17 protein-coding genes and 2 pseudogenes are annotated in these 21,431 nt (G+C 62.9%); 11 read left to right on the forward strand and 8 right to left on the reverse strand.

Going from position 1 to position 21,431, the window contains the following annotated elements; all coding sequences use genetic code 11:
- The first annotated feature begins 278 nt into the window (after positions 1-278).
- Entirely contained in the window at positions 279-1,379 is a 1,101-nt protein-coding gene (gene gbcB, locus REH34_RS18460) for a glycine-betaine demethylase subunit GbcB (protein WP_226504304.1), read from the forward strand.
- 180 nt (positions 1,380-1,559) lie between these two features.
- Here gbcB and REH34_RS30250 read toward each other — a convergent pair whose 3' ends face one another.
- Positions 1,560-2,432 carry a methyl-accepting chemotaxis protein gene (locus REH34_RS30250; protein WP_409373335.1) on the reverse strand — a complete coding sequence of 291 codons (873 nt, stop codon included), beginning with the start codon at positions 2,430-2,432 and terminating at the stop codon, positions 1,560-1,562.
- Positions 2,415-3,185, reverse strand: a pseudogene (locus tag REH34_RS30255) (MCP four helix bundle domain-containing protein); the annotation flags it as partial. The gene REH34_RS30250 and the pseudogene REH34_RS30255, both read right to left, overlap by 18 nt.
- 307 nt (positions 3,186-3,492) lie before the next feature.
- Between REH34_RS30255 and REH34_RS18470 the strand changes: the two are divergent.
- Positions 3,493-3,717: a hypothetical protein gene (locus REH34_RS18470; RefSeq protein WP_226504306.1), complete on the forward strand. Its 225-nt coding sequence runs from the start codon at positions 3,493-3,495 to the stop codon at positions 3,715-3,717.
- On the forward strand, positions 3,714-4,016 hold the full coding sequence (locus REH34_RS18475) for a cell division protein ZapA (RefSeq protein ID WP_311968719.1): 303 nt from the start codon (positions 3,714-3,716) through the stop codon (positions 4,014-4,016). Before REH34_RS18470 ends, REH34_RS18475 begins: the two co-directional genes overlap by 4 nt.
- 174 nt (positions 4,017-4,190) lie before the next feature.
- Here the strand turns inward: REH34_RS18475 and REH34_RS18480 are convergent, their stop codons facing one another.
- The 5 genes from REH34_RS18480 to REH34_RS18500 form a co-directional block, all read right to left on the reverse strand.
- Complete coding sequence (locus tag REH34_RS18480; protein ID WP_226504308.1) at positions 4,191-4,928, reverse strand: molecular chaperone; 738 nt, start codon at positions 4,926-4,928, stop codon at positions 4,191-4,193.
- A 30-nt stretch (positions 4,929-4,958) separates the two neighbouring features.
- Positions 4,959-5,687: a molecular chaperone gene (locus tag REH34_RS18485; protein ID WP_311968720.1), complete on the reverse strand. Its 729-nt coding sequence runs from the start codon at positions 5,685-5,687 to the stop codon at positions 4,959-4,961.
- 30 nt (positions 5,688-5,717) lie between these two features.
- Positions 5,718-6,959 carry a hypothetical protein gene (locus REH34_RS18490; RefSeq protein WP_311968721.1) on the reverse strand — a complete coding sequence of 414 codons (1,242 nt, stop codon included), beginning with the start codon at positions 6,957-6,959 and terminating at the stop codon, positions 5,718-5,720.
- Positions 6,960-6,977: 18 nt separating this feature from the next.
- Positions 6,978-9,500 carry a CS1-pili formation C-terminal domain-containing protein gene (locus REH34_RS18495; protein ID WP_311968722.1) on the reverse strand — a complete coding sequence of 841 codons (2,523 nt, stop codon included), beginning with the start codon at positions 9,498-9,500 and terminating at the stop codon, positions 6,978-6,980.
- Positions 9,501-9,611: 111 nt separating this feature from the next.
- The gene (locus REH34_RS18500) at positions 9,612-10,106 is read right to left on the reverse strand and encodes a CS1 type fimbrial major subunit (protein ID WP_311968723.1); all 495 of its coding nucleotides are present in this window, start codon (positions 10,104-10,106) and stop codon (positions 9,612-9,614) included.
- Between the two features lie 455 nt (positions 10,107-10,561).
- Between REH34_RS18500 and REH34_RS30260 the strand changes: the two are divergent.
- Positions 10,562-11,470: pseudogene (locus REH34_RS30260) on the forward strand (cache and HAMP domain-containing protein); the annotation flags it as partial.
- A gap of 135 nt (positions 11,471-11,605) precedes the next feature.
- Positions 11,606-12,334, forward strand: coding sequence for a methyl-accepting chemotaxis protein (locus REH34_RS30265; protein ID WP_409373336.1), 729 nt, complete (start codon positions 11,606-11,608; stop codon positions 12,332-12,334).
- A gap of 137 nt (positions 12,335-12,471) precedes the next feature.
- Here REH34_RS30265 and REH34_RS18510 read toward each other — a convergent pair whose 3' ends face one another.
- Entirely contained in the window at positions 12,472-13,515 is a 1,044-nt protein-coding gene (locus REH34_RS18510) for a low specificity L-threonine aldolase (protein WP_226504314.1), read from the reverse strand.
- A 219-nt stretch (positions 13,516-13,734) separates the two neighbouring features.
- Here REH34_RS18510 and REH34_RS18515 point away from each other — a divergent pair, with 219 nt between their 5' ends.
- The 6 genes from REH34_RS18515 (at position 13,735) to REH34_RS18540 (ending at position 21,243) form a co-directional block, all read left to right on the forward strand.
- Entirely contained in the window at positions 13,735-14,460 is a 726-nt protein-coding gene (locus tag REH34_RS18515) for a TraX family protein (RefSeq protein WP_311968725.1), read from the forward strand.
- A 174-nt stretch (positions 14,461-14,634) separates the two neighbouring features.
- A complete protein-coding gene (gene glyA, locus REH34_RS18520; RefSeq protein WP_226504316.1) occupies positions 14,635-15,888 on the forward strand; it encodes a serine hydroxymethyltransferase in 1,254 nt (417 codons plus the stop codon).
- Between the two features lie 23 nt (positions 15,889-15,911).
- Positions 15,912-17,162, forward strand: coding sequence for a sarcosine oxidase subunit beta family protein (locus tag REH34_RS18525; RefSeq protein ID WP_226504317.1), 1,251 nt, complete (start codon positions 15,912-15,914; stop codon positions 17,160-17,162).
- Between the two features lie 14 nt (positions 17,163-17,176).
- Positions 17,177-17,473, forward strand: coding sequence for a sarcosine oxidase subunit delta (locus REH34_RS18530; RefSeq protein ID WP_226504318.1), 297 nt, complete (start codon positions 17,177-17,179; stop codon positions 17,471-17,473).
- Complete coding sequence (locus REH34_RS18535; protein ID WP_311968726.1) at positions 17,470-20,487, forward strand: sarcosine oxidase subunit alpha; 3,018 nt, start codon at positions 17,470-17,472, stop codon at positions 20,485-20,487. Before REH34_RS18530 ends, REH34_RS18535 begins: the two co-directional genes overlap by 4 nt.
- 123 nt (positions 20,488-20,610) lie before the next feature.
- Complete coding sequence (locus REH34_RS18540) at positions 20,611-21,243, forward strand: sarcosine oxidase subunit gamma (RefSeq protein WP_226504320.1); 633 nt, start codon at positions 20,611-20,613, stop codon at positions 21,241-21,243.
- The last annotated feature ends 188 nt before the right edge of the window (positions 21,244-21,431 follow it).

A 21,431-nucleotide genomic window follows, 5' to 3' on the forward strand; every position in this document is an offset into this window, starting at 1 on the left:
CTCATGGCCATGCGGTGTGGCCGTCGAAAAAAAGTGGCTATTACGGTGTGCTGCGCAAGGCTGTTGAATGCTGATTGGCTTGCGGTGGAGTGTGCGACTGGTCGCATCATGATCCTTATCCATGGGCGACATGGCCAAATCTGTTCCCGACGCCCTAACCCATGCCTGATGGGGCTGGTCGCCATAAGCATGTGAATGTCGCAGATAGAAAAGTCATTCGTGTGCGGCGCCCCCATTATCGCTTCCATGAAGGCCGACCGTCGGCCGTGGAGATGAGCATGTCCAATCCGTTCCTGAACCCGGTAACTACCCAGACCTGGGCCAATGGTCGACACATTGTCCGTTGCGTCAAAGTCATCCAGGAAACCTGGGACGTGCGCACCTTCTGCTTCATGGCCGACCAGCCGATCATGTTCTTTTTCAAGCCGGGGCAGTTCGTCACCCTGGAGCTGGAAATCGAAGGCCAGCCGATCATGCGCTCGTACACCATCTCGAGCGCGCCGTCGGTGCCTTACAGTTTTTCGGTGACCATCAAGCGTGTGCCCGGCGGCAAGGTCTCCAACTGGCTGCACGACAATCTGCACGAGGGCCAGGAGCTGGCGGTGCACGGGCCGGTGGGCTTGTTCAACGCCATCGACTTTCCGAGCCCGAAGGTGCTGTACCTCAGCGGCGGGGTCGGGATCACGCCGGTGATGTCGATGGCGCGCTGGTTCTACGACACCAACGCCAACGTCGACATGGTGTTCGTGCACAGCGCCCGCTCACCCAAGGACATCATCTACCACCGCGAGCTGGAGCACATGGCGTCGCGGATCGATAACTTCAGCCTGCACCTCATTTGCGAGAAGCACGGGCTGGGCGAGCCTTGGGCGGGGTACCGCGGGTATCTGAATCACAAGCTGCTGGAGTTGATCGCGTCGGACTTCATGGAGCGCGAGATCTACTGCTGCGGACCGACGCCCTACATGAATGCGGTGAAGAACCTGCTGCAGAACTGCGGCTACGACATGACCCGCTATCACGAGGAGTCGTTCGGGGCGACGCCGCCCGAAGCCCGTGCCGATGCGGTCGAGCAAGCGGAGCAGGCGGCCGATGCACCGGAGGTGGCACAGGGCGAGTTGCACCAGGTGGAGTTCACGGCCTCGGGCAAGAGCATCCGCGTGGCACCCGGCGAGACCGTGCATGCGGCGGCGGCCAAGCTCGGGATGATGATCCCCAAGGCCTGCGGCATGGGTATCTGCGGGACCTGCAAGGTGCTCAAGCTGGGCGGCGAGGTGGTGATGGACCACAACGGCGGGATCACCGAGGAAGACGAAGCCGAAGGCTACATCCTGTCGTGCTGCAGCGTGCCGAAGGGGGATGTGCGGATCGAGTATTGATCCGGGTCCGTGCTGGGCCCTTCGCGAGCAAGCTTTGCTCCCACAGGGCCAGCCGCGCCGACGGTGTGCATTCTCAGAAGCAAAGCAGCCGGCGAGCCTGGCACCTGTGGGAGCAAGGCTTGCCTGCGAAGAGGCCGGCAAGCACGGCGATGATCTTCGAGGCTCACCGTCGACTCTCGATTACACCTTGAACCGCGCCACCATCCCGTTCAAGTCCACTGCCAGGCGCGCCAGCTCATTGCTGGCGGCGGTGGTCTGATTGGCACCCGCTGCCGATTGCACCGACAAGTCCCGAATGTTCACCAGGTTGCGGTCCACTTCGCGGGCGACCTGCGCCTGCTCTTCGGCGGCGCTGGCGATCACCAGGTTGCGCTCGTTGATCTGCTGCACCGCACCATTGATGGTATCCAGCGCCAGGCCCGCGCCCTTGGCGATGTTGAGGGTCGATTCGGCCCGCTCGGTGCTGTTGCGCATCGAGCCCACGGCCTTCTCGGTCCCGCCCTGGATGCTGCCGATCATGCGTTCGATCTCGCTGGTCGACTGCTGGGTGCGATGGGCCAAGGCCCGCACTTCGTCGGCTACCACCGCAAAACCACGCCCGGCTTCACCGGCACGGGCGGCTTCGATGGCGGCGTTCAGGGCCAGCAGGTTGGTCTGGTCGGCCAGGCCGCGGATCACGTCGAGCACCTTGCCGATGTCGCGCGATTCTTCCGCCAAGTTGCCGATCAGTTCCGAAGTGCTCTGCACGTCAGCGCTCATGCGCTCGATGGCACCCACGGTTTCCATGACCAGGTCGCGACCGTCGCCTACCGAATTGGTGGCTTCGCGGGAGGCTTCGGAAGTGCTCACGGCGTTGCGTGCAACTTCTTCCACGGCGCTGGTCATTTCGTTGACCGCCGTGGCGGCCTGTTCGATTTCGTTGTTCTGCTGCACCAGGCCGCGGGCGCTTTCGTCGGTCACGCTGTTCAGCTCTTCGGCGGCCGAGGCCAACTGGGTGGCCGAGCCGGAAATCCGCTGCAGGGTGTCACGCAGCTTGCCCTGCATCTTCTGCATGGCGGTCAGCAGGCGCGCGGCCTCGTCGTTGCCGGTGATGTGGATCGGCCGAGTCAGGTCGCCTTCGGCGATCTCTTCGGCGGCGTTCACGGCCTGATTGATCGGCTGCGTGATGCTGCGGGTCAGCAGCCAGGCGAACAGGAAGGTCATGAACGTGGCGATGGCCAGCATCACCAGCACCAGGGTGAAGGCCGAGGAATATTGGTCGCCGGCGGCCTTGTTGGTATCCGCGGTCTGCTGGGTGTTGATCTTCACCAGCTTGTCGAGCACCACGTTGACCTGCTCGGAGTTGGCAAGCATGTCGGTGTTGAGCATGTTGCGCAGCTCTTCGACCTGTCCGGCGGCGGACAGCGCCTTCATCTTGCTTTCAAGCTGGCGGTACTGGCCCAGCAGGCGCTTGTACTCTTCATAGGTGGCTTGCTCTTCAGGGCCGCCGATCAGTTTTTCGTATTTAGCCTGGGCCTTGGCGATCTGCTCGTTGCGCAGGTCGAAAAGCTGTACGGTCTTTTGCTGGATATCCGGCTCGCGGTTGAGCAGCAAGCGGTAGGACAGCACGCGCAGGCGCAGGGTCAGTTGGGTGAAGTCATCCAGGCTGGTAATGCTGGGCAAGCTGTTGGCTTCGATTTCCACACCGGCTGAGCGGATCTTGCTCATCTGGCTGAGGGCGAATACGCCGAGGATGATCATCAGGATGCCGATCAGGGCGAAGCCGAGCAGCGAACGGGCTGCGATATTCATGGAACGTAGAGACATGGGGTAATACCGGGGGGAGAGGCGATCCGTGCGAAGTAAGAGAAAGCAATGACAGGGCTATCGTCAGGAAGGGGCAACTCTTGAGGCGTGTCAGCTGAACGGCGCCATTATTTTGCAATTACCCATTGGTCTGACGTTGACGCCCTTGGGGAACCCAAAGGGCACAGTCGAGTCCATGGGGCGGCTTCTTATTTCGGTGTCGCTGAAATTACCTGTCACTAAATTCATCAGTAAAACGGTGGTTTGCCTGGCCTGAAAAGGCCTTTTTCCTTATCGTGTGCCACCCATTAATTCTAGAGAAATCAAAATGTTGGAATCATCTCTCAGTCAACTCGAAACCTTGGTCGGCGAACTCGTCGAGCAAAACCGCCAACTGCAAGCGAGCAACAGCCAATTGGCCACTGAACTGCGTTCCAGCCAGGACGAAAACGAGACGCTGCAGCTCAATCTGCTCGAACAGGAAGAGAAGCACGGCAGCACTGCGGCGCGTATCCAGGCGCTGGTCGAGCGGGCGAGCGCGGTCAACGCATGAGTGGCGCGGCAGAGACGGTCAAGGTCATTTCAATCCTCGGCAACGACTACTCGATCAAGGCGCCCGCCGTTGAGGCCCAGGCGATCGTCGATGCCGCCGAACTGCTCAAGGCCACCCTGGCCGACACCAAGCGTAAATACCCAACGCTGGTGGGCGATAAATTGCTGGTGCTGACGGCGATGAACCTGTGCTCCAGGCAACTGGAGCTGCAACGGGATCACGCCGCGGCGTTGTTGCGCTATCAGGCGCAGGTGGAGGCCACCGTCGAGGCGGTGGCGCGCACGCTGGAACGGGACTGATGCGCCGGGCATTCGCGCTTGCCCTGCTTGATACAAGCCTGTACGGCTGATCCGGCTCCTGCCGGGTCTCCCCTGCGCCCTCACGCGGCGTTCGATCTGATCACTCCTGCTCGCCGCTCTTGAGGCAGGCGCCTGGATGATGCATACGGTGCGACTCCCGCTGCGCGTGTTCAACTAATCAACATGCATCTCCCGCTGTTCGCTACCCTCCGTCACATTGAACCGATACACCCGCCCCGGCACTTTATCGAACGCGAATGTCTTGCCGGGCATCACATGATGCAGGCGGGTGGCCTCGCAGTTGCGTTCATCGCTGGCCGAACAATCACGAAAATGATCGAGCATCAGGGTGCTGTTGCCCGCGTTGTGGACGCTGTAGCGCGTTGCGGTTTGCTCGATGCGCGTGTCGAACTGGGTGTTGGTGGGGCGCACGAAAAAGATCGCACCGTAGCTGGCCATGACGTTGACGCCGGCGCTCATGCTGGCCTTGTAGGCTTCGCGCTCTTCGGCCGATACCGCGAACTGATCTTCCTTCTCCGGGATCACCGGCACATACCTCACTCGAAAATAGCGCTCGCGATCGCGCTCGCCCATGTACAGCAGGCGGGTCGCCTGCATGCCGTTGACCGGGATGATCAACCGCGCCGGGCTGGCGACCAGGCCTTTGCGTTGTTGGGCGGGGCCATCGATGGTGAGGGGCACCTCTGTGCGGGAGCCATCGGCGGCGTAGTGGATCTCGGCGATGTTGACCCTGACGAACGCCGTGCTGTCACCGCTGTTGTAGATACGCTTGAGGTAGGTGGATTGCGCGCCATCGAGATAATCGAAAATGTTCCCGATGTTGATATTGGGTGCAGCTTGGGTGGTGACCGCCAAGGCGCTCAGGAGCGCGGCGAAAGCGAACTTGTACATGATCGAATGCTCTGGATGGGTGCAGGGGGGTCAAACCTGGGTGGGGTGGCTGGCATCGCCTTCGATGCGCTTGAAGTGCAGGACGCGCCCGGGGGTTCTCTCGAAACGGGTGGTCTTGCCCGGCATCACATGTTGCAGGCGGCTGGGGTCGCAGACCGGCTCGTCGCCCGCCGAGCACTCCTTCAAGTCCTCCAGCACGACGGTGCTGTTGCCCGCATTGGTCAGGCTGTAGTGCGTGTCGGTTTGCTCGATGCGTGTGTCGAAGCGGGTATGCGTGGGCCGCACGATGAAGATCGCGCCGTAGCCTGTGAGGACGTTGATGCCAGTCTCCACAGCCGCTTTGTAGGCCTGTCGCTCATCCTCGGGCACCGCGAACTGGTCGTCCTTTTCGGGCACCACCGGGATGTAGCGCACGCGGTAGTAACGTTCCCGATCACGCTCGCCCTGAAACAACAGCCGTGTGGCTTGCATGCCCTTGGGCGGGATGATCAACCGCGAGGGGGTGGCGATCAGGCCCCGGCGCTGGCCATCAGGCGCGCTGTGCAGGGGTGTTTCCTGGGGGCCGTCTGCGCCGTAGGTGATTTCATACAGGTCGACCCGTACGAAGGCGGTGCTGTCGCCACTGTTGCTGATGCGCTTGCGGTAGCTGGACTGGGCGCCGTCCAGGTAGTCATAGACCGTGCCGATATAAATGTCGGGCGCGGCGGTGGCCGACAGGCTGAGGGCTCCCAGCAGGGCGGCGAGGATGAATTTATACATGGCACGGATCCATTGTTTGACTGGCGAGCATCAGGGTATGAGGAACGAATCCCACACTACCGTGACGTTGCCGGAGTAGGTGGTGTCGGGGTACGTCAGCATGTCGTTGACATCGCTGCGGGCGACTTCGAAGTGCAGATTGCCGGTCTGGTCAGCCACGTAACGGCTCGCCAGGGCAGTGACGTCATCGATGGTGGAGAGCAGCTTCCTGCTGACCGGGCCTCCGGTCAGTTCGTGCATGCCGGCGGGGAGGGTGATGCGCGTTTCCACGGGGACCCGGTGGCCGGCCGGATTGGCGATGGCGCAGTTGCCGCCCATCAGGTACTGGCACTCGATACGCATTTTCACCGGCCCGGAGCTGGTGAACTGGAACGGTTGGTCGCGAATGATCCGTTCGGGGCGTCGGCCACCGTTAAGCCAGGGGATCCAGCCGCCCTCGGGTTCGAGGGCCAGGCGGTCGGCGCCGGGCGGGAATACGGCGCGCAGGTGGTGGGAAACGGTGAGGGTTATTTTGATATTGAGGTTGGGGTCGTATGGGAGCAAGTTGTCGCCGAAATCGAAGTCAGCCCCTGGGCCGAGGGTGTACAAATAATCGGCTTCCCAGATACCCGCTGCCATGTTCAGCGGCGTCGGAGTGCGTATTTCATACATCAGCTCCAAAGCGTAGATGTGGAGTTGGTCCAAACCGAACGCAGTCTGTTTCGCACATTCAGCGACTACGGGCATTTGCCAGAAGAATCGGATGGTAGTGTCTCCGTCGACGCGGTGCAGTCGGCTGGTGCAGGGCGAGGGCGGGACTTCCAGCCCCCCACCGTTCCATAAAGCGCTGTGAGCAGCCGTCACGTCAGGAATACCGGTCGCGAAGGTCGCGTTAGGCGCGATCCTGAGTTCTCCGCCAAAACTGGTGAATCGCAGCTGCACAGTGCTCGTTTGGCCTGTGGTCGCATGCTGCACTGTGATATCACGCCAATCGGCCGGGAGTTTGATGAAGAAACTTTGTCGGGGATCAGGATTATTAGCGATGATTGGTGTTTGATTCGCGAAGCGTCCAGGGAAGGTGATACTGACATTCCCGTCACAAATGGCGGGCATGGTCCCGCACAGGTAGCCCGGCGCCGAGGTGTTGGTAAACACATTGTTGGTGGGATCGGCCAGCGAAGGCACGAACTCTGCGGTAATCCTTGCGTTAAATGCCATAGCCGACTCAGCTGCCATCAACACGCAGCCCAGCCCCAAGGCTTGCACCCAACCTTTGAAAAATTCAGTAGTCACTTCAAATATTCCTGTGTTTTAACCCGCGGTCTCGACCGCCGGGGTTGCGACGGCCACTTCGGCCGTCACGCAACGCAAATCACCCACCATCAGCACGTCGTTCTCACGGTTCAGCTGGGTCGGGTCCAAGGTAAAGGCGCACACGCGCTGGTCGTTCTTGCGTACTTCAAGCGTGGGCGTGCCTTCGCTCATCTCCAGGGAGAAGAAGCCGTCCACCTCGGTGACGCTGCGGCTGGCGTGGTTGACGATGTGCTGGCCTTTCATGGGGCGGCCGTTGGCATCGAGCAGGCGGCCGAGCACGGTCATGGTCTTCATCACCCGCACTTTGCTGTAAGCCACGCCGCCTTTGTTGAGGTGATAGCGGGCGCGGGGCGGCTGGATGTTGGCGGCGGGGGCATGGTTGCCCTGGAAGTCGAACTGCACGGTGCTGTCGCGGTAGGCCGACACCGGTACGAAATTGCGCCCCGGCTTGAGGATCGTGCCGGTGCCGCTGAGGTCGTCGGCGCGCAGGGTGATGGTGTCCAGGTCGGATTCGACGTCGATGATCATTCCGGCCTGCTGCTGCGTGCTGCTGCCGGTGAGGACGACCTTGCCGCCACCCACCACCAGGTTGCTGGTGAGGTTAAGTGCGCCGGTGAGCGCGTTGTTGTAGGACGAGCGCTGCAAGAACACATCGCCTTCGGCCAGTGGTGTGTGGAAACGCCCGGAGCCGCTGAGGCCGATGCCGTAGGTGTCGGTGGTGGCCGTGGCCGAGACGCTGGTCAGCGGGCCGCTTTGCAGTTGCTGCTGGTAGCCGATGCTGGCGTTGCGATCGCTGTTGCCTTCGCGGTCGGTGCGGGTGCCGAGGCTGGCATTGAGGCTTTTGCCCTGGCCGCCGACAGCCAGGGTGACACGCAGGTCGACGCCGCGGTTGCGCTCGTTGCCACTGCTGATGCTGGCTGGGCGATCAAAGACCGAGAGTTGCCAGGTGGCGGCGTTGCCGAACAGGCGGCCGTGGCGCAGCCAGCTGAGGTCGATGGCCGAGCCTTGGATCTGGCCTTGCGTGTAGGAGTAACGGGCGTTGAGGCTGTGGGTCGAGCTGAGGCGATGGTTGAGCGCCAGCGATGAATTGCTGACCGGGCCGTTGTAGAGATAACGCTGGCGCACCTGGGTGCCATCGATGAGGGTCTCGTAAGTATTGCGGTTGTCGAGCCAGCTGCGGTTGTGACTGGCGATCAGGTTGCCGCTGCCGTAGTTGTGCAGGGCCTGCACGTCCATGCCGGTGCCGTGGTCCTGAGTCTTATAGAGGTTGGCGTACAGGTTGGAAGCGCTGCCTACGCCTAGGTCGAGGGAGGTGCCCAGCTGATTGCGTGCCTTGACCTGACGGGCCGACAGCCCGACCACGGCGCGTGGATGGAGCAGGTAGTTGACGGCCGCGCCTGCGGTGGTGCCAGCATCGGGTTGTGGGTCCCAGCTGCTGAGCAGTTGCGTTTCGCGGCCCAGAAAGATGTTGAAGCGCCAGCGCTGGTCGGGGTTGCGCCAGTTGTTGGGCTTGTACACCAACTCGTCGGTGCGGGATGTCTCTTGGCCGTCTTCGAGCAAACGCACTTCGACGTCGTAGATGCCGCCGGGCAATGGCCGGGTGTCGAGGGTCTGCAGCCCGGGTTGCACTTGCTGGGTGTTGATCAGCACGCCGTCGCGGTAGATCTCGACCACGGCTTCGCGGTTGGCGGTGACGTACAGCGGATACACCGCGGCCTTGGTGCCTTCGACGGCGAGGCTGTCGGAACTGCCCAGCATGACGCCCATGACTGTGTCGGGGCTGGCGCCAAAGGTGCGCGGCTGGCGGCTCAGGCCTTCGGCGGTGGGCATGAAATAACCCAAGCGCACGAAGCTGCCTTCGCGTTCGGTCTGGGTGTGGAGTTCATGCAGGGCGTATTGGGTCTGGCCGTATTGGCCGCCGGTCCTGTTGGCCTGCATGTTGGCGGTCTGCGTCCAGTTGCCGAGGCTGGCGATGGCTTGCAGGCCATAGCGGCCACCCATGTCCTGATCCTGGCCGCCGGAGAGGTTCAGCTGGTTGCGCAGCATCACGCCGGTGCTGCCCTGTTCGGGCAGGTGGTAGAACTGCGACTCGGCGGTGGCGCGTTCGACGTTGCGGGTCACCAGGGCCAGTTCGGAGTTTTGCAGGCTGTAGTGCACCGCGAGCAGGCCGTTGTCGCAAGCGGTTTGACAGGCACCCAGGGCGACGCCTTGTTGCAGCCAGGCGCGCCAGAGATCGCGCTCGGCGGGGCCGATGTCGCTGTCGCGGGTGTCGGTGAAGTCGAGCAGGGTCACGCGGTCATCGCGGGACAGCACCACCATGGCTTCACCGAGTTCCTTGTTGTCCAGCACGACGCGCACGGCCAGCGGTACGTCGAAAAAGTGTTCTTGAAATTCTTGTGGCAAGCCTTTCGCCTGTGCCAGCAGACTCGGTTGCGCAGCGGGCGGTTCTGATGCGGCGACGGGCATGCCCACGCAGGCGATCAGGGCTATCGCGCTGGCGAGCGGCGTCATACGGAACATGGCAAATCCTTGGCGGGTGTGGTCTAGCGCGTTGCCCCGCGACGACGACACGGTTGCGGGGGCAACGAGGGGTTCAGCTCAGAGCGGGTGCGTCATTGAGGAATGACGCGATCAAGGAACCAGGACAGCGTCGAAGGCCAGGTTGACGTTGCCCACGTAGGTGCCTTCCTTGTAGCCACCGGTGGTGGGCTTGACCGGATCGATGTCCAGGTAAACCGTCGGCGACAGGGCAGCCTCGGCTTTGGTCAGCACGGCTACAGGGGTGGTGGTGAGGGCGACACCATTGAACTTGACGCTCAGGTCGATGGTTTCGGTGGCGCTGCTCAGGGCGGGCAGATCCAGTACCGAGGCTTCGATGCTGCCAGCGGTGTGCTTGGCGTAGAAGGCGGCGCGCAGGGATTCGAGGGATTCGGCGCCGGGGTTCCACTTCAGGTTGTTGACCTTGGAGGTCAGGTCCGGATCGACTGGCTGTACCATGAACGAGGACGACGGCACGCTGGCTTCGAGCTGGATGGTGTGGCGGATCTGTGCGGCCTGACTGCTGACGGAGGCGGCGAGTGCCGCGATGGCGAGGGGAGCAAGGACAGCATTTTTGATCAAAGACATGGAATTTCCCTTTGGTGTGGACAAACTTGAACGGTCCAAAACCCTTACGGCACGTGGCCTGTAGCGGTTTCGACGGTGCGGACTTTAAGGGGAATTCCGAGGGGGAAATATAGGACAAGTCTTAAAATGAAGCGCGCTAATGTTTTTTGTCGCGGTAACTTTTTTAAAAGGTAAATACCCCTCGTTTTGAAGGGCAGACTGGCGGTTGATGGATTGTCCTGACTATTACCAGTATTTGTATACAATCGGCACGGCAGTTGCAGGCTCCCAGATACACACTTTGGGGGTTCTCCATGCAGTTCTGGCGACGCAGTATCCAATGGCAGCTGATCTTGAGCATGGGCACCGCCCTGCTGGTCAGTATTTTGATCGTGGTCGGCATCTATGCCGTGGTGGTCAACCGCCTGGCTCAGACCTATCTGCTCGAGACGGCCATGCCGGCCAGCATCGAGGCGATGCGCAACGACATTGAGCGGATTCTGGTGCGCCCGCTCACCGCCGCCGAGGACATCGCCAGCAACACCATGGTGCGCCAGTGGTTGGCCGAGGGCGAAAACGGTGCTCAGGTGCCGCAGTTTGCGGGCTATCTGGATGGCGTGCGGGCGCAGCACAAGGCATTCACTGCGCTGATCGGGTCGGCGGCGACCAGTCGTTATTACACCGAAAAAGGCCTGGACCGGACCCTCAGCCGTACCGACTCGAAGGACGCCTGGTTCTACGGTTTTCTCGACAGCGGCAAGCCGCGCACCCTCAATATCGATAACGACACGGCCACCGGCGCCTTGACGCTGTTCATCGACCTGCGCGTGGAACAGGCCGGCAAGTTGCTGGGTATCGCGGGGCTGGGTTTGAGCATGGACGAGCTGTCGGGCTTGATCAAAAACTACAGCTTTGGCGAGCGCGGCAAGGTGTATCTGGTGCGCGGTGATGGCTTGATCCAGATTCATCCGCAAACCGATCTGAGCGGCAAGCGTCAGTTGGCGGAGCAGATTGGCGCGCAGGCGGCGCAGTCGGTGCTGGGCAAGTCGGTGCTGAGCACCGCAAAGTTTCAGCGCGGTGGCGAGGACTATCTGGCCTTGAGTCTGCCTTTGCGGGATCTGAACTGGACACTGGTGGCCGAGGTGCCCGAGGCGCAGATCTACGCCCAGGCGCGGCAGGCCATGTGGTTGACCAGTCTGATCGGCCTGGGTGTGGCGCTGGTGTGCTTGCTGTTGGTGGTGTGGCTTGCGCGTAGTCTGGTCAAGCCGATTCGCCAGGTGACCACAGCGTTGGTGGCGATCGGCAGTGGCGGGGGGGATTTGACCCATCGGCTGGATGACAGCCGCGCGGATGAGTTGGGGGATCTGGCGCGGGGTTTCAATCGGTTTTTGGGCAGTCAGCGGGACATGATCGCGGATGTGTTGAGCACCAGCGAGCGCTTGCGCTCGACCGTGGGGCAGGTGGCCCGGGTGGTGGATAACACCGCAGATCGCGCCGGGCGCCAGCAGGAGATGACCGATATGGTTGCCACGGCGGTGCATGAGATGGGGCTGACGGTGCAGGAGATCGCGCAGAACGCCGGCAATGCGGCCAGCGCCTCGCAGTCAGCGCGCGATGAGGCGTTGCAGGCGCGGGAGGTGGTGCGCGGGTCGATCGTGCATATCGAGGGCATGAGCGACGAGATCGGGGTGGCGTCGGCGGCGGTGGGTGAGCTGGCGACCCAGGTGGCGTCGATCGATCAGGTGCTGGCGGTGATCCGCGGGATTTCGGAGCAGACCAATTTGCTGGCCTTGAACGCGGCGATCGAGGCGGCGCGGGCGGGGGAGATGGGCCGTGGCTTTGCGGTGGTGGCGGATGAGGTGCGGACCTTGGCCAAGCGTACGCAGCTGTCGACCGACGAGATTCAGCAGATGATCGCGCGCTTGAAGCAGGGCGCGCAGAACGCCGTGTCGTCAATGCAGACCGGGCAGGCGGCAACCGGCACCGGTGTGCAATCGAGTCAGCGCACCGGCGCGTCGTTGGCGGCGATTACCGAGCAGGTCGAGCGGATCAGCGATATGAACCATCAGGTGGCGACGGCGACCGAAGAGCAATCAGCGGTGACCGAAGAGATCAACCGCAATGTGCAAGGGATTTCCGACCTGGCCCGGGCGACGGCGGGCGAGGTAAGGGATTGCCGCGAGGAGTGTCGAGCGTTGACCGGGTTGGCGGATGATCTGGCGCGGCAGATGGGGGGATTCAGGCTTTAACGCGGACCCGGATTTTTGTAGATCTACTCTGTAGCGAGGGGGCTTGCCCCGGATTGGACGTATCAGGCACTACTCGGTGTCTGGGCCGTTTTCGGGGGCAAGCGCCCTCGCTACAGGCGTCGTGCGCGGTGAGCCTGTCACCCGCCTTGCATCACCGCTCGGATATCCGCCGCCAGGGCGTGAACGCGCGCTTCTTGCGTATCCCACGAGCACATGAACCGCGCGCCACCTTCGCCAATGAAGGTGTAGAACCTCCAGCCCTTACCGCGCAACGCTTCCAGTGCCGCTTCCGACATTTGCAGAAACACCCCATTGGCCTGCACCGGGAACAACAACTCCACGCCGGGGATGTCGGCTGTCAGCTGCTTGAGCAGTTGGGCGCTGGCGTTGGCGTGGCGAGCATGTTTGAGCCAGGCGTCGTTTTCCAGCAGGCCGACCCAGGGGGCCGAGAGGAAGCGCATCTTCGAGGCTAGTTGGCCGGCCTGTTTGCAGCGGTAATCGAAGTCGGTGGCCAGTTCGTGTTTGAAGAACAGGATGGCTTCGCCTACCGCCATGCCGTTTTTGGTGCCGCCGAAGCACAGCACGTCGACGCCGGATTGCCAGGTCAGTTCGGCCGGTGTGCAGCCGAGGAAGGCGCAGGCGTTGGCGAAACGGGCGCCGTCCATGTGCAGGTTGAGGCCCAGTTCCTTGCAGGTGGCGCTGATCGCCTTGATCTCGTCGGGGGTGTAGACGCTGCCGCACTCGGTGGCTTGGGTGAGAGTGACCACGCGCGGTTTGGGGTAGTGGATGTCCTGACGCTTGAGGGCCACTTCGCGGATGGCAGCGGGGGTGAGTTTGCCGTCTTCGGTGCGGGCGGTGAGAAGTTTGGAACCGTTGGAGAAGAATTCCGGGGCGCCGCATTCGTCGGTGTCGACATGGGCGGTTTCGGAGCAGATGACGCTGTGGTAGCTCTGGCACAGTGACGACAGGGCCAGGGAGTTGGCCGCTGTGCCGTTGAAGGCGAAGAAGACTTCACAGTCGGTTTCGAACAATTGGCGGAATTGATCGGCGGCCTTGGCGGTCCATTGATCGTCGCCATAGGCGCGCTCGTGACCGTGGTTGGCGGCTTCCATCGCTGCCCAGGCCTCCGGGCAGATGCCTGAATAGTTGTCGCTGGCAAACTGCTGGCTTTGCTCGTTCATGGCCGGTTCCTTGTGATCGATGATGGGGCACTTTAGCGGGAAATGCGGCGTGTGCGTATCGGTAAATGGTGGTGAAGCCGAGAGCCTCTTCGCGGCCGAACGCGCACCCTTGCTCCCACAAGTGTACGGCTCAGGTGCTGCTTGCACTGTGGGAGCAAGGGTGCGCGTTCGGCGGCGAAGAGGCCGGTACAGCCACACAAACGCCATAGGGAAACCCACATGCAGGCAAATCGCGACACGGCACTGGATGCCCTCAAGTGGCTGGCCATGCTGAGCATGGTGCTCGACCACCTGCGCTACATCGGCGATTCATTGGACCCGCTGTATATCCCCGGTCGCCTGGCGTTCCCGTGGTTTTGCCTGGCGATTGCCGCGCATCAGGCGCGGCGTGATCGAACCGCACCGTTGCCGTGGCGGTACCTGGGCTGGATGCTGGCGTTCACGCTGTTGTCGGAATGGCCGTATCGGCTGTTCGTCGTACCGGCTGAAACACTCAGTGTCATGCCCACCCTGACGCTCGGCCTGCTGGTCGCCAATGCGCTCAGGCAACGCACGCCCTTGGCCCTCGCGCTAGGCACGCTGGCATTGGGCGTGGCGGCGCGCTGGAGCGACGATTTGATGTTCGGTCTGCCCGGCGTGCTGCTGCCGGCGGTGATGTGGCTGGTCTATAAGCGCCCGCTGGCGTGGCAGATCCTGCCGGGGCTGGTGTGCCTGTTGGCGAACGTGTGGCTCGAACTGCTCGATCAGTCGATGCAGGGCTATTGGGTGGCCATGGCGGGCATCGCCGCCTGCCTGCTGGCGCCGGCGCTGGGCATGTCGCTTTTGCGTCAGCGCCTGGCTGTGGCTATCCCGCCTTTGGGCCGTTGGGGCTACGGTTTCTACCCGCTGCACTTCCTCTGCTTGTGGGCGCTGAAGGCCCTGATTCTGGGGCCTGCAGCGTCTTGACAGGGCTCAATCCATAGCGCCACCGACAGCCATGTCGTAAACGCACCTTTGCGTGGCGTGCGTAGGCATCTGAGCCGCACGCGCCAGCCCTACCATCGCATCCATAGGGCGGCCTTCCCGTGGGGGCCGCTGACCTGATGCCACAGGCGCGACGCCGCCGCCGGGAGAACCCTGATGTTCAGCAAACAAGACCAGATCCAAGGTTACGACGACGCCCTGCTGGCGGCCATGAACGCCGAAGAGCAGCGTCAGGAAGATCACATCGAACTGATCGCCTCGGAGAACTACACCAGCAAGCGCGTGATGCAGGCTCAAGGCAGCGGCCTGACCAACAAGTACGCCGAAGGCTATCCGGGCAAGCGTTACTACGGGGGTTGCGAGCATGTCGACAAGGTCGAATTGCTGGCCATCGAGCGCGCCAAGCAGCTGTTCGGTGCCGATTACGCCAACGTCCAGCCGCACTCGGGTTCGCAAGCCAACGCCGCGGTGTACCTCGCCCTGCTGCAGGCCGGTGACACCGTGCTGGGCATGAGCCTGGCCCACGGCGGTCACCTGACCCACGGCGCCAAGGTGAGCTTCTCGGGCAAGCTCTACAACGCCGTGCAGTACGGCATCGATACCGACACCGGGCTGATCGACTACGACGAAGTCGAGCGCCTGGCCGTGGAGCACCAGCCGAAGATGATCATCGCCGGCTTCTCGGCGTATTCGAAAACTCTGGATTTCCCGCGTTTCCGCGAGATCGCCGACAAGGTCGGTGCCTATCTGTTCGTCGACATGGCCCACGTGGCCGGTCTGGTCGCCGCCGGTCTGTACCCCAATCCGTTGCCCTACGCTGACGTGGTCACCACTACCACGCACAAGACCCTGCGCGGCCCCCGTGGCGGCTTGATCCTGGCCAAGGCCAACGAAGAGATCGAGAAAAAGCTCAACTCTGCGGTGTTCCCTGGTGGTCAGGGCGGCCCGCTGATGCATGTGATCGCGGCCAAGGCGGTGTGCTTCAAGGAAGCCCTGGAGCCGAGCTTCAAGGCCTATCAGCAGCAAGTGATCGACAACGCCCAGGCGATGGCTGGCGTGTTTATCGAGCGTGGCTACGATGTAGTGTCCGGCGGCACCGATAACCACCTGTTCCTGGTCAGCCTGATCCGCCAGGGCCTGACCGGCAAAGAGGCCGACGCCGCCCTGGGCCGCGCGCACATTACCGTCAACAAGAACGCCGTACCTAACGATCCACAGTCGCCATTCGTGACCTCGGGCCTGCGCATCGGTACGCCGGCCGTCACCAGCCGTGGCTTCAAGGTCAGCCAATGCGTGGCGCTGGCCGGCTGGATCTGCGACATCCTCGACAACCTGGGCGATGCCGACGTCGAGGCCGATGTGGCCAGGAACGTCACCGCCCTGTGCGCCGACTTCCCGGTTTACCGCTGAGAGCCTGTCTGGAGTAAATGACTATGCAACGCTATTCGGGCTTCGGCCTCTTCAAGCACTCGCTCAGCCATCATGAAAACTGGCAGCGCATGTGGCGCACGCCGACCCCGAAAAAGGTCTACGACGTGGTCATCGTCGGCGGCGGCGGGCACGGCCTGGCCACGGCCTACTATCTGGCCAAGGAGCACGGCATCACCAACGTGGCCGTGGTCGAGAAGGGCTGGTTGGGCGGCGGCAACACCGCGCGCAACACCACCATCGTGCGCTCCAACTACCTGTGGGACGAGTCGGCGTTCCTGTACGAACACGCGATGAAACTGTGGGAAGGTCTGTCTCAGGACATCAACTACAACGTGATGTTCTCGCAGCGCGGTGTCTACAACCTGTGCCACACCCTGCAGGACATGCGTGACTCCGAGCGTCGGGTGAGCGCCAACCGCCTCAATGGCGTCGATGGCGAACTGCTCAACGGCAAGCAGGTGGCTGAAGAGATTCCGTACCTGGACTGCAGCAAGAACACCCGTTACCCGATCATCGGCGCCACCGTGCAGCGTCGCGGTGGCGTGGCCCGTCACGATGCCGTGGCCTGGGGCTTCGCCCGTGCGGCCGACGCCTTGGGCGTGGACCTGATCCAGCAGACCGAGGTGATCGGTTTTCGCAAGGAAAACGGCGTCTGTATCGGCGTCGAGACCAACAAGGGCTTTATCGGCGCCAAGCGCGTCGGTGTCGTGACAGCCGGTAACTCCGGGCACATGGCCAAGCTGGCGGGCTTCCGTCTGCCGGTTGAATCCCACCCGCTGCAAGCGCTGGTGTCGGAACCGATCAAACCCATCATCGACAGCGTGATCATGTCCAACGCCGTGCACGGTTACATCAGCCAGTCCGACAAGGGCGACCTGGTGATCGGTGCCGGCATCGACGGCTGGGTCGGCTACGGCCAGCGCGGTTCGTACCCGGTGATCGAGCACACCATCCAGGCCATCGTCGAGATGTTCCCGGTGCTCTCGCGGGTGCGCATGAACCGTCAGTGGGGCGGCATCGTCGACACCACGCCGGACGCCTGCCCGATCATCTCCAAGACGCCGGTGCCGAACATGTTCTTCAACTGCGGTTGGGGCACCGGCGGTTTCAAGGCCACGCCGGGTTCGGGCAACGTGTTTGCCGCAAGCCTGGCCAAGGGTGAAATGCACCCGCTGGCCAAACCCTTTTCCATCGAGCGCTTCCACAACGGCGCACTGATCGACGAACACGGCGCTGCCGCGGTCGCCCACTAACAGGAGAATCATCCATGTTGCACATCTTCTGTCCTCATTGCGGCGAACTGCGCTCCGAAGAAGAATTCCACGGCTCGGGCCAGGCGCACATTCCGCGTCCGCTGGACCCCGGTGCTTGCACCGATGCCGAGTGGGGCGAGTACATGTTCTTCCGTGACAACCCGCGTGGCCTTCACCACGAGCTGTGGATTCACGCCGCCGGTTGCCGTCAGTACTTCAACGCCACCCGCGACACCGTGACCTACGAGATTCTCGAAACCTATCCGATCGGCACCAGGCCGCAAGTGACTGGCGCAGGAGAGAAAGCATGAGCCAGGTCAATCGCCTGTCCAACGGCGGTCGTATCGATCGCAGCAAGGTCCTGACGTTCACCTTCAACGGCCAGAGCTACAAGGGCTATGAAGGCGACACCCTGGCTGCCGCGTTGCTGGCCAACGGCGTCGACATCATCGGCCGCAGCTTCAAGTACTCGCGGCCACGCGGCATCGTCGCCGCCGGCGCCGAAGAGCCCAATGCGGTGCTGCAGATCGGCGCCACCGAAGCCACCCAGATCCCCAACGTGCGGGCCACTCAGCAGGCGCTGTACCAGGGCCTGGTAGCTACCAGCACCAACGGCTGGCCGAACGTCAACACCGACGTGATGGGCATCCTCGGCAAGGTCGGCGGCAAGCTGATGCCGCCAGGCTTCTACTACAAGACGTTCATGTACCCGCAGTCGTTCTGGATGACGTACGAGAAGTACATCCGCAAAGCCGCGGGCCTGGGCCGTTCGCCGACTGAAGTCGATCCGGACACCTACGACAACTACAACCAGCACTGCGACGTGCTGGTGGTGGGCTCCGGCCCCGCCGGTCTGGCCGCCGCACTGGCCGCTGCGCGCAGCGGTGCACGGGTGATTCTGGCCGATGAGCAGGAAGAGTTCGGCGGCAGCCTGCTGGACACCCGCGAGAGCCTGGACGGCCAGCCGGCGACCGAGTGGGTCGCCAGCGTGATCGCCGAACTGCGCAGCCTGCCCGACGTGGTGCTGCTGCCCCGTGCGACCGTCAACGGCTATCACGACCACAATTTCCTGACCATCCACGAGCGCCTGACCGATCACCTCGGTGACCGCGCGCCGATCGGCCAGGTGCGTCAGCGCCTGCACCGTGTGCGCGCCAAGCGCGTGGTGTTGGCCACCGGCGCCCACGAGCGTCCGCTGGTGTATGGCAACAACGATGTGCCGGGCAACATGCTCGCGGGTGCGGTGTCCACCTACCTCCACCGTTACAGCGTGGCGCCGGGCAAGAAACTGGTGCTCGGCACCAACAACGATTTCGCCTACCGCGTGGTGCTGGACTGGCTCGACGCCGGCCTGCAAGTGGTGGCCGTGGCCGATGCACGCAGCAACCCGCGTGGCGCACTGGTGGAAGAAGCCCGCGCCAAGGGCGTGCGTATTCTCACCTCCAGCGCCGTGATCGAAGCCCGTGGCAGCAAGCACGTGACCGGCGCGCGCATCGCCGCCATCGACGTCGCGCGCTTGCAGGTCACCAGCCCCGGCGAGTGGCTCGATTGCGACCTGATCACCAGCTCCGGCGGCTACAGCCCGGTGGTGCATCTGGCTTCGCACTTGGGCGGCAAGCCGGTGTGGCGTGAAGATATCCTTGGTTTCGTGCCGGGTGATGCACCGCAAAAACGTGTGTGCGTGGGTGGTATCAACGGTGTGTTCGCCTTGGGCGACGCGCTGGCCGATGGCTTTGAAGGGGGCGCCCGCGCTGCCGCCGAAGCGGGCTTCAAGATCGTCGAAGGCACTGTGCCGCAGACCCTTTCGCGCCCTGAAGAAGCCACCGTGGCGCTGTATCAAGTGCCCCACGACAAGCCGACCGCTCGGGCACCCAAGCAGTTCGTCGACTTGCAGAACGACGTCACCGCCGCCGCCATCGAACTGGCGACTCGCGAGGGCTTCGAGTCGGTCGAGCACGTCAAGCGCTACACCGCGCTGGGCTTCGGTACCGATCAGGGCAAGCTGGGCAACATCAACGGCCTGGCCATCGCCGCCCGCAGCCGCGGCATCTCGATCACCGAGATGGGCACCACCATGTTCCGCCCCAACTACACCCCGGTGACCTTCGGCGCCATCGTCGGCCGTCATGCCGGTCACCTGTTCGAACCGGTGCGCTTCACCGCGCTGCACGCCTGGCATGTGGCCAATGGTGCCGAGTTCGAAGACGTCGGCCAGTGGAAACGCCCGTGGTACTTCCCCAAGCGCGGCGAAGACCTGCATGCGGCGGTCGCCCGCGAGTGCAAGGCCGTGCGTGACAGCGTCGGCCTGCTGGACGCTTCGACCCTGGGCAAGATCGACATTCAGGGCCCGGACGCGCGGGAATTCCTCAACCGCATCTATACCAACGCCTGGACCAAACTGGACGTGGGCAAGGCCCGTTACGGCCTGATGTGCAAAGAAGACGGCATGGTGTTCGACGACGGCGTGACCGCCTGCCTGGCCGACAACCACTTTCTGATGACCACCACCACCGGCGGCGCTGCACGCGTGCTGCAGTGGCTGGAAATCTATCAGCAGACCGAATGGCCAGACCTGAAGGTGTACTTCACCTCGGTCACCGACCACTGGGCGACCCTGACCCTGTCGGGCCCCAACAGCCGCAAGCTGCTGAGTGAAGTGACCGACATCGACCTGGACAAGGACGCCTTCCCGTTCATGACCTGGAAGGAAGGCCTGGTGGGCGGTGTACCGGCGCGGGTGTTCCGGATTTCGTTTACCGGCGAGTTGTCTTACGAGGTCAACATCCAGGCCGACTACGCCATGGGTGTGCTGGAAAAGATCGTCGCGGCGGGCAAGCAGTACAACCTCACCCCGTACGGCACCGAGACCATGCACGTGCTGCGTGCCGAGAAGGGCTTCATCATCGTCGGCCAGGACACCGACGGCTCGATGACCCCGGACGACTTGAACATGGGCTGGTGTGTAGGCCGTACCAAGCCGTTCTCGTGGATCGGCTGGCGCGGCATGAATCGCGAAGACTGCGTGCGCGAGCAGCGTAAACAGCTGGTCGGCCTCAAGCCGGTGGACGGCAACAAGGTGCTGCCTGAGGGCGCGCAGCTGGTGTTCGACACCCAACAGTCGATCCCGAGGAGCATGTGCGGCCACGTGACGTCGAGCTACATGAGCTCGAGCCTGGGGCATTCATTTGCCTTGGCGGTGGTGAAGGGCGGCTTGAAGCGCATGGGCGAGAAGGTGTTCGCACCGCTGGCCGATGGCACGGTGATCGAGGCGGAGATCTGCTCCTCGGTGTTCATCGATCCGAAGGGGGAGCGGCAGAATATCTGACCGATTGTAGGAGCAAGGTTTGCCCGCGAAGGGCCCTCGAGAATGCCTTCGCGGGCAAGCCTTGCTCCCACAGTGAGTACACCCGAGATCTCCGACGTACAGCATTCAACGACAGGTGTCCTTATGACCACAGTCAACGTTTACCAACAACGCCCCGCCGAGGGCGTGAAAGTCGAGACACCGCTGCACCATGCCGACCTTGCCAGCCTGGTCGGCAAGGGCCGCAGCAACGCCGGCGTGACGCTGCGCGAGAAAAAACTGCTGGGCCACCTGACCCTGCGCGGCGACGGCCACGATCCCGCCTTTGCCGGCGGTGTGCACAAGGCCCTGGGCCTGGAGCTGCCGTCGGCGCTCAAGGTGGTTTACAACGGCGAAACTTCGCTGCAGTGGCTGGGCCCGGATGAGTGGCTGCTGATCGTGCCGAGCGGTGAAGAACTGGCAGCCGAGCAAAAGCTGCGTGAAGCCCTGGCCGGCCTGCATATCGCAGTGGTCAACGTCAGTGGCGGCCAGACGCTGCTCGAACTGACCGGCGCCAATGTGCGCGAGGTGTTGATGAAGTCCACCAGCTACGACGTGCACCCCAACAACTTCCCGGTGGGCAAGGCGATTGGCACGGTGTTCGCCAAATCGCAGCTGGTGATTCGTCGCGCTGATGAAACGACTTGGGAACTGCTGATCCGCCGCAGCTTCGCCGATTACTGGTGGTTGTGGTTGCAGGATGCTTCGGCCGAGTTCGGGCTGGAAATCAAGGCCTGACCTGGCGGCCCCTTCGCGGGCAAGCCCTGCTCCCACACTGGATCGCCGTACACCTGTGGGAGCAAGCCCTGCTCCTACAATGGATTGTCGTACACCTGTGGGAGCAAGGCTTGCCCGCGAAGGGGCCCGTAAGACCTCCACATAACTGTAGCGAGGGAGCTTGCCACCGATCGGCGGTGTATCAGGCA

This window comes from Pseudomonas baltica, from assembly GCF_031880315.1.
Lineage (GTDB): Bacteria > Pseudomonadota > Gammaproteobacteria > Pseudomonadales > Pseudomonadaceae > Aquipseudomonas.

Coding starts and splice junctions, on each gene's coding strand:
- gbcB (WP_226504304.1), top strand. CDS start 279: ATGTCCAATCCGTTCCTGAACCCGGTAACTACCCAGACCTGGGCCAAT.
- REH34_RS18525 (WP_226504317.1), top strand. CDS start 15,912: ATGCAACGCTATTCGGGCTTCGGCCTCTTCAAGCACTCGCTCAGCCAT.
- REH34_RS18530 (WP_226504318.1), top strand. CDS start 17,177: ATGTTGCACATCTTCTGTCCTCATTGCGGCGAACTGCGCTCCGAAGAA.
- REH34_RS30265 (WP_409373336.1), top strand. CDS start 11,606: ATGGTTGCCACGGCGGTGCATGAGATGGGGCTGACGGTGCAGGAGATC.
- REH34_RS30250 (WP_409373335.1), bottom strand. CDS start 2,432: ATGCAGAAGATGCAGGGCAAGCTGCGTGACACCCTGCAGCGGATTTCC.
- REH34_RS18475 (WP_311968719.1), top strand. CDS start 3,714: ATGAGTGGCGCGGCAGAGACGGTCAAGGTCATTTCAATCCTCGGCAAC.
- REH34_RS18500 (WP_311968723.1), bottom strand. CDS start 10,106: ATGTCTTTGATCAAAAATGCTGTCCTTGCTCCCCTCGCCATCGCGGCA.
- glyA (WP_226504316.1), top strand. CDS start 14,635: ATGTTCAGCAAACAAGACCAGATCCAAGGTTACGACGACGCCCTGCTG.
- REH34_RS18535 (WP_311968726.1), top strand. CDS start 17,470: ATGAGCCAGGTCAATCGCCTGTCCAACGGCGGTCGTATCGATCGCAGC.
- REH34_RS18495 (WP_311968722.1), bottom strand. CDS start 9,500: ATGTTCCGTATGACGCCGCTCGCCAGCGCGATAGCCCTGATCGCCTGC.
- REH34_RS18470 (WP_226504306.1), top strand. CDS start 3,493: ATGTTGGAATCATCTCTCAGTCAACTCGAAACCTTGGTCGGCGAACTC.
- REH34_RS18540 (WP_226504320.1), top strand. CDS start 20,611: ATGACCACAGTCAACGTTTACCAACAACGCCCCGCCGAGGGCGTGAAA.
- REH34_RS18485 (WP_311968720.1), bottom strand. CDS start 5,687: ATGTATAAATTCATCCTCGCCGCCCTGCTGGGAGCCCTCAGCCTGTCG.
- REH34_RS18510 (WP_226504314.1), bottom strand. CDS start 13,515: ATGAACGAGCAAAGCCAGCAGTTTGCCAGCGACAACTATTCAGGCATC.
- REH34_RS18515 (WP_311968725.1), top strand. CDS start 13,735: ATGCAGGCAAATCGCGACACGGCACTGGATGCCCTCAAGTGGCTGGCC.
- REH34_RS18480 (WP_226504308.1), bottom strand. CDS start 4,928: ATGTACAAGTTCGCTTTCGCCGCGCTCCTGAGCGCCTTGGCGGTCACC.